This window comes from Mesorhizobium sp. WSM4842, from assembly GCF_055901575.1.
In genome coordinates, this window is sequence record NZ_CM148372.1 from 624,098 (window position 1) to 637,442 (window position 13,345).

11 protein-coding genes and 1 pseudogene are annotated in these 13,345 nt (G+C 62.3%); 6 read left to right on the plus strand and 6 right to left on the minus strand.

Translation table 11 applies throughout. From position 1 onward, the window contains the following. Positions 1–5 precede the first annotated feature (5 nt). Positions 6–1,985 (minus strand): CRISPR-associated helicase Cas3', encoded by a 1,980-nt coding sequence (cas3, locus tag AC0NIE_RS02885; RefSeq protein WP_473488536.1) that lies wholly within the window; start codon positions 1,983–1,985, stop codon positions 6–8. A 165-nt stretch (positions 1,986–2,150) separates the two neighbouring features. After that, positions 2,151–2,786, minus strand: a pseudogene (locus AC0NIE_RS02890) (CRISPR-associated endonuclease Cas3''); the annotation flags it as partial. Between the two features lie 318 nt (positions 2,787–3,104). Here AC0NIE_RS02890 and AC0NIE_RS02895 point away from each other — a divergent pair. Together AC0NIE_RS02895 and AC0NIE_RS02900 are read left to right on the plus strand one after the other, a co-directional pair. Then, complete coding sequence (locus AC0NIE_RS02895) at positions 3,105–3,272, plus strand: hypothetical protein (RefSeq protein ID WP_473488475.1); 168 nt, start codon at positions 3,105–3,107, stop codon at positions 3,270–3,272. Beyond that, complete coding sequence (locus tag AC0NIE_RS02900) at positions 3,272–3,709, plus strand: hypothetical protein (protein ID WP_473488474.1); 438 nt, start codon at positions 3,272–3,274, stop codon at positions 3,707–3,709. Before AC0NIE_RS02895 ends, AC0NIE_RS02900 begins: the two co-directional genes overlap by 1 nt. Positions 3,710–3,867: 158 nt before the next feature. Here AC0NIE_RS02900 and AC0NIE_RS02905 read toward each other — a convergent pair whose 3' ends face one another. Then, positions 3,868–4,233, minus strand: coding sequence for a phosphoribosyltransferase (locus AC0NIE_RS02905; RefSeq protein WP_473488473.1), 366 nt, complete (start codon positions 4,231–4,233; stop codon positions 3,868–3,870). Between the two features lie 172 nt (positions 4,234–4,405). On the opposite strand from AC0NIE_RS02905, the gene AC0NIE_RS02910 reads away from it, so the two are divergent. Beyond that, positions 4,406–5,881: an adenylate/guanylate cyclase domain-containing protein gene (locus tag AC0NIE_RS02910; protein ID WP_473488472.1), complete on the plus strand. Its 1,476-nt coding sequence runs from the start codon at positions 4,406–4,408 to the stop codon at positions 5,879–5,881. 20 nt (positions 5,882–5,901) lie between these two features. Beyond that, the gene (locus AC0NIE_RS02915) at positions 5,902–6,171 is read left to right on the plus strand and encodes a hypothetical protein (RefSeq protein WP_473488471.1); all 270 of its coding nucleotides are present in this window, start codon (positions 5,902–5,904) and stop codon (positions 6,169–6,171) included. 247 nt (positions 6,172–6,418) lie between these two features. Here AC0NIE_RS02915 and AC0NIE_RS02920 read toward each other — a convergent pair whose 3' ends face one another. Further along, positions 6,419–7,030, minus strand: coding sequence for a GNAT family N-acetyltransferase (locus AC0NIE_RS02920; protein WP_473488470.1), 612 nt, complete (start codon positions 7,028–7,030; stop codon positions 6,419–6,421). A 286-nt stretch (positions 7,031–7,316) separates the two neighbouring features. Then, entirely contained in the window at positions 7,317–8,306 is a 990-nt protein-coding gene (locus AC0NIE_RS02925; protein WP_473488469.1) for a methyltransferase, read from the minus strand. 265 nt (positions 8,307–8,571) lie between these two features. On the opposite strand from AC0NIE_RS02925, the gene AC0NIE_RS02930 reads away from it, so the two are divergent. Beyond that, positions 8,572–8,886: a hypothetical protein gene (locus AC0NIE_RS02930; RefSeq protein ID WP_474045876.1), complete on the plus strand. Its 315-nt coding sequence runs from the start codon at positions 8,572–8,574 to the stop codon at positions 8,884–8,886. After that, positions 8,847–9,377: a hypothetical protein gene (locus AC0NIE_RS02935; RefSeq protein WP_473488468.1), complete on the plus strand. Its 531-nt coding sequence runs from the start codon at positions 8,847–8,849 to the stop codon at positions 9,375–9,377. Before AC0NIE_RS02930 ends, AC0NIE_RS02935 begins: the two co-directional genes overlap by 40 nt. Positions 9,378–9,817: 440 nt before the next feature. On the opposite strand, the gene AC0NIE_RS02940 is transcribed toward AC0NIE_RS02935, so the two are convergent. Further along, complete coding sequence (locus AC0NIE_RS02940) at positions 9,818–13,153, minus strand: AAA family ATPase (RefSeq protein WP_473488467.1); 3,336 nt, start codon at positions 13,151–13,153, stop codon at positions 9,818–9,820. Positions 13,154–13,345 lie beyond the last annotated feature (192 nt).

Consider the following 13,345-nt stretch of genomic DNA (forward strand, 5'->3'; position numbering starts at 1 on the left):
CCTTACTATCGCTCACGATGAGGTTCGCGCCCGCCGCGTGTCAGCCCTGTCTTGGCGCTATAGGCCAGGCCGCCGCCGAGCAGAAGCGAGCCGTCACCAGCCACCTCGGCGATGGGGATCGCCTGCTCGAAGTCTGGCCACATCGCCTTGATCGCTTCGAACTCTGCCGCCTGTTGCGCCGGCAGGTTGCTTCCCAACCATCGCTTCGCCAACGTCACCTCGGACAACGCCCACAACAGCGGTTCATCGGCGTTGCGCATGCAAGCCCATGGAACGGCTCGGCCTCCCACACGGCGAGCCAGGCGTACCGTGACCTGTTCCTCACCCAGGCGCGTGCCGATGTCTTCATTGTTGCCGAGGCTGCCCGCCAAGATTGCGTAACCCTCTATGGGCTTGATGACATTCCATTCGCCGAGGGACCGCTCGCCATGCGCTTCGCCCGATGCCTGTAGCGATGCGGCGCGCAGGCAATCGGGCAGATCGTCCTCGCCCGCCGCATAGGCCGTGTCCAGGATGGCCCGGAAGGCAGGATCATCCGGCTGCGGCAGAAATCCGAGCCCGAACAGTTGCATTGCCGTGCGCCACATGAAACCAGGATGACGATAGACGAAGGCGCCCGCGCCAAGAGCCGGCTCCAGCCAGCGCGGCGATTGCACGCCCGCCGGGTCCGGCGCGACAACCGCCAGACAAGGGTTCGACATCGGCCGTTCCGACGCCGGGCGTTGCGACATGTGCCGCCAAAGCCGGCCGGCGCGCTGAACGATCAGATCGACGGGCGCCAGATCGGTGACCATGAAATCGAAATCGAGATCCAGGCTCTGCTCCACCACTTGGGTCGCGACCAGGACTTTGCCGGCGCGCGTGCCGGCATCAGCGTTCTTACCGAACATGGTCAGCACGCGCTCCTCGATCGCCATGCGGTCACCCATGGCGAAGCGGGCATGGAAGAGTAGCGCCGCATCCGGATCGGAGAGCTCGGCAAGCACTTTGGTATGGGTGGCGATCGCCTCGTCGACAGCATTGCAAACGATTGCCACCGCCGCGCCCCGCTGCGCGGCGGCAATCGCCTCGACCACGGCCTCCATGCGGCTTTCCAGGCGCTTTACATCGACACGCGGACGTCCGGGGTCGAAATACGCCGCCGGCTGCTCTGCTGCGCCGCCGCCATGCACCTGCGTCAGCAGAGGAAAGGCACGGCTCGACAGTTCCATCGGCGGCGGCTTCAGCGCCCTGGCCTGGTCGCGACGGGGCAGCGCCGCGATGTCGATTCCGGACGGGGGCTGCCAGCATACTTCCCGGAAAGCCGATGCGAACCTCAGGCGCAGATCGCTGGTCAGTGTCGCGGAAAGGACGATCGCAGAACCACCATTCATCGCGTGCAGCCGCAGCAGGGTCAGCATTTCCTCGCCCATATACGCATCGAAACTGTGCGCCTCGTCGACGATCAGGATGCGGTTGGCCAAGGCGAACTGCCGGAGCGTGAGGTACTTCTTGCGCAGCACGGCCAAAAATGCCTGGTCGATCGTGCCCGCGCCGATGTCGGCAAACAACGCCTTGCGACGGCTGTCGGCGATCCAGTCGTTGCAGTGCGCGGCGACATCGCCCGACATTGTCCTGCCGGCGCCGAGTTGTGCGATCCGCCGGGCAACTTGAGCCCTGCCGTGGGAAAGCACCAACGACGGCTCGGCTCCTCCTCCAGCAACAAAGAAGGCCTGGTGACAGGCCGCAAGCCGATCGTGCATGGCGTTGGCAGTGGCCATCGTCGGGAGCGCGAAATAGATGCCCTCGCCCTTGCCGGCGCGCATCAAGCGCGCAGCCAGCATTAATGCGGCTTCGGTCTTGCCCGCCCCGGTCATATCCTCAATGATGAAGAGGTTGGGACCTGGCACAATCGTGACCTGGTCGACTGCGGCCTGCATCGGGCGCAGGCCGCCAGAGGTCAGCCCGAGCGCCTGCCACGCGACCTCGGCGATCGCGAGCGGCACAAGACCGCACCTCTTGATCTCACTTCGCGCCATCGCGCGCGCGTCGCGCCAGTAGGCCGCGGCATCGAACGGCTCGCGTGCCTCGCTCTCCGGAGCCGGAAAACCGGAAGCGATCCAGTCCGCCGCCGTCACAAGGCCATTGAGCAGCAGCGACACCTTCTTCAGCCGGCCTTTCCGAACGGATTGAAACCCAGGCTCCGACAACACGGACATCAAGGATCTGGCGGCTGCAGTGGCGGCATTGCGGCACCCCTCAGGCAGCGCCGCCGCCTCGGAACGGAACGATCGTGCCGGCCCGAGCGGACCTGAAACTCCCATCCATTCAATTTCAGGCGGCTGGCCATGATGGCCGGCGGCAATGGCTTTGATCTCGTCTCGGACGTCTATCCAACCAGGACCGAACGCATTCCCCAGCACTTCGGCTACGCCGGCCTCATGCATCAGAAGCGCGGTGTAGCGCCAGTGGCCGGCATCCTTACCTACGTCACCAATCGGACCGAGCGCGGCGGCTGGCCATAGATCGGGCATCTTCGCCTGAAAGGGCCTCGAGAACTTGCCAAGGTCGTGCAACCCGGCAAGGAGTGCGCCGAAGTTCCTGGCGACCTCCCGCGGCACGCCGAGGACATGCGAAAGCCTGGTCAGGAATGCTGGACGGAGTTCCAGCAATTCGTAAGCCACCGCGGCGGCGTCGAACAGGTGGTGCACCACGGGCTTGAACCTGGGAAGGTCCTGCCCGGCATAGGTCTTGCCCCAGAAAGTCAACATATTTGACGCCGCGCGTTCGTCCGGGCGCTTGTTCATGCGTCGAACAACTTCATGAAATCCACATCGCCGTCCACTGGTCCCACCGGAACATCCCCACCGACAATTTCTCCTCCGAAAGCTGCATTCCCCGCACTTCTCAGAATCGGGAGTTCGCGCAACATGTCGAGCCGGAGGCGCGACTTCGTCGCCATCGGTATAGCAGGCGGCCCCAACCCCGCAACACCGTCAGTGGCCGCGTCCACCGTCTCAAGGATTTCAAGGCGCTTGCCAAGCAGCCGCCAGCCAAGCAGCCGCCGGCGACGCCCTCGCCACCCCGCAAGCGCCAGCCGCCAATCGGCCGGATGTCGGGGGCTGGTGCCTTTGATCGACAAAGCCGGCGACACATGCCGGTTCCCGGTCGAGGAGGATCGCAGCGTCACCGGGCATTTCCTGTTTTGCAGCGCGGCGCGCGCCGAGGACAGCCCGTCCTATTGCGCCTACCACCACGCGATCTGCTGCACCGGCACGACGAGGCTGCACTGATGGACCAGACCGTCGCCAAAGTCGAAGCGGAATCACTCGCCGTCGCCCTGGCCGAGGCGAGGACCGTCGCCGAGGTTCTCGACGTCGAGGCCCGCATCGACGCGATCGAGCGCTTCATGCGCACGACCGGGCTCTACTCGACGTCGGAGATCCGGCCGGTCAACGAAATGCGCATGCGCGCCCGCTGGAAGCTCGGCCAGCTGCTGGCGAAGGAAGCGCGCGGGCAACCGGGCCGAAAGGGAAAAGGGGTAACCGGGTTACCTGTTTCTTTCAAAGCGCTGCTGACGACGCTTGGCCTGGCCAAGCCGACCGCTATCGCAGCGCATCGGCGCCATGCCGGAAGAGGAACCCTGCGCGTCAGGCGCCGCGCCGCCTCCAACGCGACCTGTTGGACTATTGCCGATTCGCTGAGCGTGCCGATCATTGGAAGACGGTAGGCCCCGACGGTGCGTCGGTCACACGATATTTGCGGCTACAGCGCAGATTGGAACGTCTACCCGGATCAATCCTCAAGCTCGCCGGCGCCCTTGATATCGTTGAGCCAGCGGCGCTCGGACTGATGGCGACGTCAGGTCGGCGCTGGTGGTCTCGGGCGCTAAATTTTCCGGAGCTTCGCGAAGGCCTCGTCGGCCTGCTTCGAAGCCGCCTTCGTCTCGTTCCTGAGCGATTCGATCTCGGAGGGCGTCAGCTGATTTGAAACGGGCAAGGACTTCGGCTTCGGCGCCGGTGAGGGCTTTTGGCCCGATGCCGAACTCGTTCTGGATGATGTCGCCGAATCGGCTTTCGAGGGTGCGGAGGGTTTGGGCATCGCATGTAATACCGCCTTTCGGCTCTGATCGACAAGAGTGATCACGCCGGCGACCTTGCCACCGCCTTGGATGATGTGATTGGCGAGGTCGGCGAGCGTGCCGCCGAGAACGTTGACGTCGTCGACCAGCACGTAGCCGGCGCCGGGCGTCACGGGGCCGGATGAACGTCTTCAACGGGTCAATTCTTCCGGTTCCTGAAGGGGAAGGTTGCGCCAAAAGCCGACACTCTGGTGGGCATGGTTGACGCGACCCAAAGAACCGGAAGAGCGGCTTGGATCGGTTGACCTGGGCGGATATGATCCTGACGCCTTGGAGGAGACTCGGATGGAAATCGGCCGCGTCGAGCGCAAGCTCTCGGCGATCCTTGCGGCTGACGTCGCCGGGTACAGCCGGCTGATGGGTACTGACGAAGAAGGTACCCTCGACCGCTTGAACAGCCATCGCCGTGAGCACGTCGATCCCTGTATTGCCAGGCATCGCGGCAGGATCGTCAAAACGACGGGCGACGGGCTGTTGGCGGATTTCGCCAGTGTCGTCGACGCGGTGCGCTGCGCCGTCGAGGTGCAGGCCGGCATGGCAGAACGCAACGCCGCCGTAGCAGCTGACGAACGGCTCGAATTCCGGATCGGCATCAATGTCGGGGACATCATCGAACAGGACGGCGACGTCTTCGGCGAGGGGGTCAACATCGCCGCGCGTCTGGAGAGGATCGCCGAGCCCGGTGGGATCTGTGTTTCCGCCCGCGTGGAGGAAGATGCAGCGGGAAAGATCGGCCTGCGCTTCCAGGATATTGGCGAGCAGGCGCTGAAGAACATCGCCCGGCCGGTCCGCGCCTATCGTTTGCGCCCGGATGGAGCAAAGCATCTCGGCCCATCGCGTCCAACGGAGCGCCTGCCCGACAGGCCGGCGCTTGCGGTGCTGCCGTTCCAGAACATGAGCGGCGACCCGGAGCAGGACTACTTTGCAGACGGCATCGTCGAGGACATCATCACCGCCCTCAGCCGCTTCAAGTCGTTTGCGGTGATCGCCCGCAATTCGAGCTTCGTCTACAAGGGCAAGGCCGTAGACGTGCGGCAGGTGGCCAAGGAACTCGGAGTTCGCTACGTGCTTGAAGGCAGTGTGCGACGCTCTGGTGAGCGGCTGCGCATCACCGCACAGCTCATCGAGACGATAGCCGGGGCGCATCTTTGGGCCGACAGATTCGACGGCGCCGTCGCAGACATATTCGACGCGCAGGACCGCATTACTGAAAGCGTGATCGGCGTCATAGAACCGCAGATTCGACAAGCCGAGATCGAGCGCTCCCGCAGGAAGCGCCCGGAAAGTCTCGATGCCTATGATCTTTACCTTAGGGCGCTGTCGAAGGCTTACACCGCGCGGCCCGAGGACAATGCCGAGGCTTTTGCGCAATTCATGCAGGCAGTCGCGCTCGAGCCGAACTACGCCCCGTTCCTCACCGGCGCCTGTTTTGCCCTTGAATTCCGCGTTGCCTTGGGCTGGCCTTCGCTGACCGGCGACGACCGGACCGCTTGTCTCGATCTGGTGCGCCGCGCCCTTGCCGATCCGCAGGGCGATGCAACCGTACTGGCGGTGTGCGGCCTGACGCTGGTGACCATGCGGGAGTACGACCGAGGCATGCAGATCGTCTCCAATGCCGTCGAAGCGAACCCCAACAGCCATTTTGTGTTGATGGTCGTAGGCATCGCCGAACTCCATTATGGGAATCTGGAGGATGCGCTCACCCATAGTCGGCGCGCGATCCTGATGAGCCCGGGCGACCCGACCGCGCCGTGGCCATGACCACGATTGCGCATGCACACATGGCGCTCGGCAACTATGTCGAAGCGCTAAAAGCCGCGGAGCTATCAATAGCGGTCAACGCGGGCTTCGACCCCACTTACTGGATGCTAATCGCGGCAAATGCGCAGCTCGGCCGAATGGATGAGGCACGACGCCACCTGGCAAAGTTCCGGGCGCTCGCTCCAGACGTTTCGATCGCCAGCATAAGGGCAGGACAGCCGGAATACGATCCATCGCGCATGGCAGCGATCCTCGCGGGCTTGCGCATCGCAGGGCTGGAAGAGGGCTAGCCGCGGCCGACCCGCGCGACAGGGTCGACGGTCAAGCTCAGCTTTCTCACTTGGCTTGGCATCCGGTGCTCCATCGGTCGGCCGGGCAGGTGTTCCTGTCGCTCCCAGAGGAGGTCAAATGCGCCGTGCGCGAGGTCGTCAACGGGTCACGACGGAAGTCCATCACTGCATCGAGGGGTCGGCTTTGCGTTAGAAGCGGACCAGCGCTTGAACAAGTAGATTTCGGCCCTAATACATCGGTTTTGACTCATTTCGGTGCCCGAGTCATTGCCCAGAGCGTGGGCGCCCCCGCAAACGGATGCCCCTCCACGGCGATTACGAAGCCAAGCCGACGATAGAAGTCGTGGGTTCGCGGAAAGGGCGTTTCCAAATAGCATGGCGCGCGCGACCGGTCGGCGTTCTCCAATACCGGGGCAAGCAGGCGAGATCCAATGCCGCTACCTTGCATCTCAGGCTCAACACCGGTGAAGAAAAGGTACCAATGCGGCTCGGAGGGATGCCCGGATTCGAGCCCAGCGAAGCCTTCGAATAGGGCGACCGCAGCTTTTGGGTCGATCGCGCGTACCCGGTTTTCAGTCAGCGTTTGGCGCCTGAGGTCCCTGGCGGTCGACTGTCCAGCGTCTGGTGGCCGCCAGACCGCCGCCGCCACAATCTTCTCATCCATCATGGCCGCATAGACGTGCCCAAACCTGATGTGCGCACGCACCACATCGTTAAAGAAGGCTCGGAACACCTCGGCGCGCCGGTTGGCTTCAGGAAAGTAATACGAGAAGATCGGATCGGGCATGAATGCCCGCGTCAGCAGGGCAACTGCCTCTTTGACTCTGGTGAGTGGCAGCCGACCAATGACCAGTTCCACAACGTCGCCCCTGCTTGACCGCTGGCTCTTAAAACTCGGCGAAAGAGATTGTATTGACGCAGTTTGAAGGAGTCTATCCGGCCGAACTTCCGCTTGGGGTCATGACTTCTCCTTGAGCAAAGTCGCGCTCGCGCCAATTGCCGACCTTCCCGGCGCATCTCCAGAGCCGCCCTTCGCGTTCCGACCGGTGTCGACCCAACACAGTCCTTCCCGAAAGGAAGTTGGAACGTCCGGACTGTGGCTCAACTTCGCCTTTCCCAAAGGGATGCCCGACCGCAATCCAGTCTTAGGCCGGAGACGCCTCAAGGATGGAAATGGGTCCTTGGGTCTGAATCACTTGTTCAAGCCGTAGCCCGGCGGCGTCGAACAGGCTGGCATATTGTGCCTCCGTCCTCTCCAGGCCGCCGGTGACGGCGAGCATGACCACGTCGATTTCTTTAATCAGGTCCGGTTCGCCACCCGGCGGCACAAGCGTCTCGGCCACGAGCACTCTCCCGTTCGCCAGCATAGCCTTACGGCAATTTCGCAGGATCGCTGCAGCACGCTCATCATCCCAATCGTGAACGACTTTCTTGATGACGTAGATGTCACCACTGGGGACGCTCTCAAAGAAGTCACCGGCGATAAAATCGGTGCGCGGCAGGTCGCCTCCGGCACCCTGCTGTGCTGCCGCGACCCCTGACGCCAGATCGAAAAGCACGCCGCTCAAATGGGGGTTACGGGCCAGGATCGCCGAGAGAAGCTGACCATGTCCGCCGCCAACGTCGATGATCCGCGTGAATGGCCCGAAGTCATAGGCTTCGGCAACGGCCTCGTTGCTGCCTTGGCTCAAGGCTACCATCGCACGCTGAAACAAGGCAGCCTGTTCCGGGTGTTCCGACAGCCAGTCAAACCTTGGGCTCCCGAACACCTTGTCGAAGGCTGGCATTCCTGTGCGGACAGAATACACAAGCTGCTCGAAGGCAAGATAAGCTTCGCTGTTGATCATACGCACGAAGTCACGGGGACCCGGCCGATCGGAGCGCAGCACTGCGCCAACCTCGGTCAACTCGAAATGCCGGGGCAATACTTCCCTGAAGACACCTTCAGCCGCGAGAAGTCGCATGACACGATAAAGCGCGTCAGCATCTGACCGAGTGGCAGCCGCCAGTTCATCCACCGACTGCTCGCCGGCGGCCAGGAGATCGGGGACACCAAGTTCGATCACGACGCGCAGCGCCTGTGACACGGCGAACCCGAATCCTAGCCTCATGATCTGTTGCGACGGGTTGGGCATGGCTTTTTCCTCGAGTGTCAACGCACGTTAGCAGAATGGAGCGAGCGTAACGCTTCCCCAAATTGGAGGACCACCGAGGTGGCTGTCGAAGGCCTCGGTTCGCTCAGACACTGTCACGGAAGGTCCGGAAGGTCGTGCAGTCCGGTCGTTGGTCAGAACTTCGGCGACGATGACCTTCGTCCCACCCGGCGGGACCTTTCCGAGCCACATCGGGCAATCTGAAGGCTGAACGCACCAACCCGACCGCGTGCGCCAGAAGCCGATATTGGCCAGCCTGTTCGATCAGTTCGTCGGCGGAACGCTTTGGGGCTCGGGTGCGTTGACTTTTCACATGCGATCGAGGTGCCTTTCCGTGTCCAAAACGCTCACTGAATGGAAGGTCCTGCCCCACGGTAAATTGACCAAAGTTGACGACAGTATTCTCTCGGTCGTCGGAGAGATCCAGATGCCGTTGACCAGCCTTCCGCGGCGGATGACTGTGGTGCGTCTGCTTGACGGGCGACTTGTCATTTCAACGCGATCGCGCTCGACGAACATGAAATGCGGACACTTGAGGATTTTGGCACGCCAACGTTCATGATCGTGCCGAATGGTCATCACCGGCTTGACGCCAAGATCTGGAAGGACCGCTATCCGCGGTTACAAGTTATTGCGCCTGCTGGCGCGCGCGCGAAGGTTGAGAAGGCGGTCCCGGTTGACGCAACGCACGCGGACTTCAACGACCCCCATGTTGCATTGGTCACGGTTCCCGGAACAAGCCAGAAGGAGGCCGCTCTCGAAGTCCGCGGCCCAAACGGCACCACGCTGATCCTCAACGACGTGGTTGGCAACATCCAAAAGACATCCGGCTTCGGCGGATGGTTCCTGCGGCTGATGCGCTTCGCTGGCAACGAGCCGCGCATACCAATTCCCGTCAGGCTGACGATGATCAGGGACAAGGCGGAGTTCGCTGCGCAACTCAGACGCTGGGCCGAACTGCCGTCATTAAAGCGGATCCTCGTCTCTCATGGCTCAACCATCGACAACAATACGACAGGCATCCTGCGCAAGTTGGCAACCTCGCTGGGGTAACGCCGCCGTGGGTGGTGTGCCCGGCTGCTTGACCGGCGCTACAAAGCTCGCTTACCGCCGGCGCCTACTTTGTGGTGCGTCGGACTTTTTTCAACAATATCGGTCGTATCAGGCTGTAGCGCGAACGGCAGGTTTGGAGAAACGCAATGAAGGTCAGCAAATGGCGCACCCAGCCGGTCCAGATTGAAGTGCGCCAATGCGAACTTTCCACCCTCTTCGGCCGACGAGCCACATTCACCGTGAAACCCGGTCGCGCTGGCTGATCGGCGCGGTCGCGCCATGTTCGGACCTACGCGGGGACAAGCGTGAACGTCTCATCTCAACCATTCCGTTACATTCCAGTCCAAACGGACGAACGCGCGTCTCGGGTGCGCAATGAGCCAAGCCTGCATCAAATCGACGCAAACTACGTTGTCGGAACCGACGCAGACGATGCGACCTCAGCGACTCAGGGCGTCCAGCGCCCTTTGTGCCGCGATGAGGTCGACGATTGGATATCTGGTTTCAAATGTGTTGATCACAGATTGTAGGCGCGCTTTGGCGTCATTGACACGACCTTGTCGTGCGAGAACCAGTGTCAGTTGCGTTGTGGCGCGGAGTTCAAAAAGTCGCGCTTTCTGCCGCTTTGAAGTTGCAATCGCTGTTTCGAATAGCCGAGCGGCACCCGTCAGGTCACCTCGGCCAGCGGCGATTTGGCCACGGAAGCGAATACATTCTGCTAGGTAGCATGCTTCGTCCGTATCGAGAACGAGCGCATCGACGTCATCAAGCACTTGCGATGCGTCTTCGATGCGACCGGCCCGCAGGAGAAGATCACAAAGTGCGCATGTTTTGTCAGCGGAGTGAAATACCACGCCTTGCCCACGCCAAAGAACCATACTCTCCCGGACGTCATCGATGCCGGCATCCAGTTCACCTAAATGCGAGCGGGCATGACCACGCCACCTAATGCCGCTGCTTCGACGCGCCGCGTAGCCATGCCGCTCGCAAATTTCGACGATCTTCGTAGCGTTCTCAAGGAGTTCCTCGTATTGACTGAATATAGCAAAAAATTCACACTGAGCGAGAAGATACCAGGCGAGGTCGAAGGGTTTATCGAGCTGACCGACAGTTCGAATCAGTTGCTCTTTTTGTTCGACGGCATCGTCAAAGAAGCCCAATATGATCAGTGAACCGCTAAGATACTCTTGGGCAGAGAGACGTTGATCCGCACCAGCGAACAAGATACGACGACTTGCTTCAACACGTTCAATCAGAGCTAAGGCCTTGCGTAGGGCCTCCGCTGCCAGCGGTTGTTCTCCCCGGTTGTAGTGAGCAATCCCCTTTGCCGCCCAAAGTGCACTCAGATAGGCCCCTGGAACGAGATTGGCATCGTTTGCGAGCTGCTCTTCGGCCAGGGTCAGGTAATCTTGATTGCGCCCAGTGGCATAAAAAAATGGAGCGAGTGAAAGCGCAACGTCACATTGCAATTCGACCGATGCAGTGTTCGCGGCAGCAAGACGTGCATCTTGAAGCGCCTTCCCAAGGCGCTCAGAACGATACCCTTCAGCCTGCATCAAGGCATTGGCCATCGCTAGGTGGAGACGTGTCATCCGTTCGGCACCGCCGGAGACGTCGCCAAGTCTCCTGCTGCAGTCGATCGCACTGGCAAAGTGCGACACGGCTTCCCTAGTGGCAGCTCTGGCCACGGCGGCCCCTCCCGCCTTTTGCCAGTGATCGAGCGCGCCCGCCCAATCCCCAGCTTCCTGAAAGTGGTGCGCGAGGAGCTCGGGTTGCGCTTCAGTGATTTCGGTCCACTTTTCCTCCAACACATCTGCGACACGCTTATGTAGCTCCTGGCGCTTAGCGCGCAGCAGCGTGCCATAGGCTGCGTCCTGAACGAGCGCATGCTTGAAGAGGTAAGTGGCCAGTGGCCGCGTCCCGCGGCAGAACGCCAGACCGGCGCTGACGAGTTGATCCAGTGCGCCATCTAGCTCAGCGGCATTTCGCTGTGCGACCGCTGCCAGCAATTCGTAGGAGAACTCCCGACCGAGAACCGCGCCGACCTGTGCGACCTCCTTAACGGTTGAGCCGAGGCGATCGAGCCGCGCCATCAACGAGGCATGCAGCGTGGCGGGGACGTTCAACGCCGTCGCAGCAGCTCTTGAGAGCACTGTCATGGTGTTGCCGCCCTCCAACACCGCCTTGGTCAGCTCCTCGACGAACAGTGGCACCCCATCGGTGCGCTCGATGATCTCCGCGACAACGTCGCTCGGCAGCTCCCCGGTGCCGACGACCCGCTGGACCAGCGCGGCGCCTTCACGACGGTCGAGGCGGTTGAGGACAAGAACCGTGACGTGCGCCTGCCCGGTCCACGGCGGTTGAAACTCGGGGCGGAACGTGAGGAGAAGCAGCACTGGCAGGAGCGGCACCCGCTCGACTACAAGGTCGAGCAGCTCGCGCGAGCTGGGGTCGATCCAGTGCACATCCTCGAAGAGCATCAGCACCGGACCTTGTCGCGCCAGGTCTTCGAGCTGCCGGAGCAGCGCATCGAAAGTTTTCTCTTTCTTACGCTGGGGCGTCAGTTGGAGAGGCGGGAAGCGGCCTTCGGTCGGCAACGACAGCAGCTCGGCCAGCAGCGCCCCGTCCTCCGGCGAGGCCGGGGCAAGCAGGGCCGCAAGCTTATCCAGCTTCCTCTCAGGCGGGTCGTCGCGCCCCAACCCGGCGGCACGTTCTAGCTGCGCAATGGTCGGGTGGAGCGCACTGTCTTGATGGTGCGGCGAACAGAAATAGCGCAAACGGGTGTGTGGCTCATTCTGGATCCGCTCCTGCAAGGTGACGGTGAGGCGCGACTTTCCGATGCCGGGCTCGCCTGAGAGCAGCACCACACGACCTTCACCACTTTTCGCGCGATGCCAGTGGCGCTGCAGCAGGTCGACCTCCTCCTCACGCCCGACCAGCGGCGTGGGCGTCGTCCCATGCAGCGCCTCGAACCGGCTTTCGACAGCGCTCTCGCGAAGCACTTGATAGGGATGGATCGGCTCCGGAACGCCTTTCACCTCGACGGCGCCAAGATCGCGATATTCGAAAAGATCGCCCACCAGCTGCCGCGTTTGCGGCCCGATCACGACCGCGTCGGGTTCGGCAAGAGCTTGCAGGCGGGCGGCGAGGTTCGGCGTCTCGCCCACGACGCCGCGCTCGTGCCCTTCGCCGGCGGCGATCAGATCGCCGACGACCACCTGTCCGGTGCCGATGCCGATACGAACCCGCAATGGCTCGGGCTCTGGGAGTCGCCTAACGGCATCGACGAGAGCAAGGCCAGCGCGCACCGCCTGTTCGGCGGCGTTCTCGTGCGCCTGCGGGTAGCCGAAATACACCAAAACTCCGTCGCCCATGTGCTTGGCGACAAAGCCGCCGAAGTGGGCGACCGTATCGGCGACACAGCGGTGATACGCTCCGATGATCTCACGCAGGTCCTCGGGATCCAGACGCGTCGCCAGCGCCGTCGAGCCGACGAGATCCACGAACATGACGGTCAGCTGTCGACGCTCCGCGCTTAGCTCCCGGGTGCGGCTCTGAGCCGCGATGTCATCGGTGTTCGCGTCGGGATGGCTTGACGACGGCCCCAGCCCCACTACCGCCTTGCGGAATCGCTTGCGGTGACCGAGGAGCATACCGAGCTTCTCGAGGTCGGCATCGGTCAGCTCCGGCAGGACTTCCGCGTCGATCGCGTTGTCGCGAAATGCCTGCTCGTATTGCTGGAGGCCGAGGCCTCGCAACCAAGCGGCAACGTCCACACAGCTCTCCCAAGGCTGAATTCGGGTCCCTCAGCCGCAATATTAACTCAGATGCCAGGGAAATGCTGTAGTCCGACATGGTTACCGCGGCGGTGACAGCTTCTGGCAGCAAAGCGGACGATACGCTCCTAGTGATCAGGCGTCCGCCTTGGGTCAAACTTTGGCGTTTGAGCCGGCTGCCGGAACGGGCAA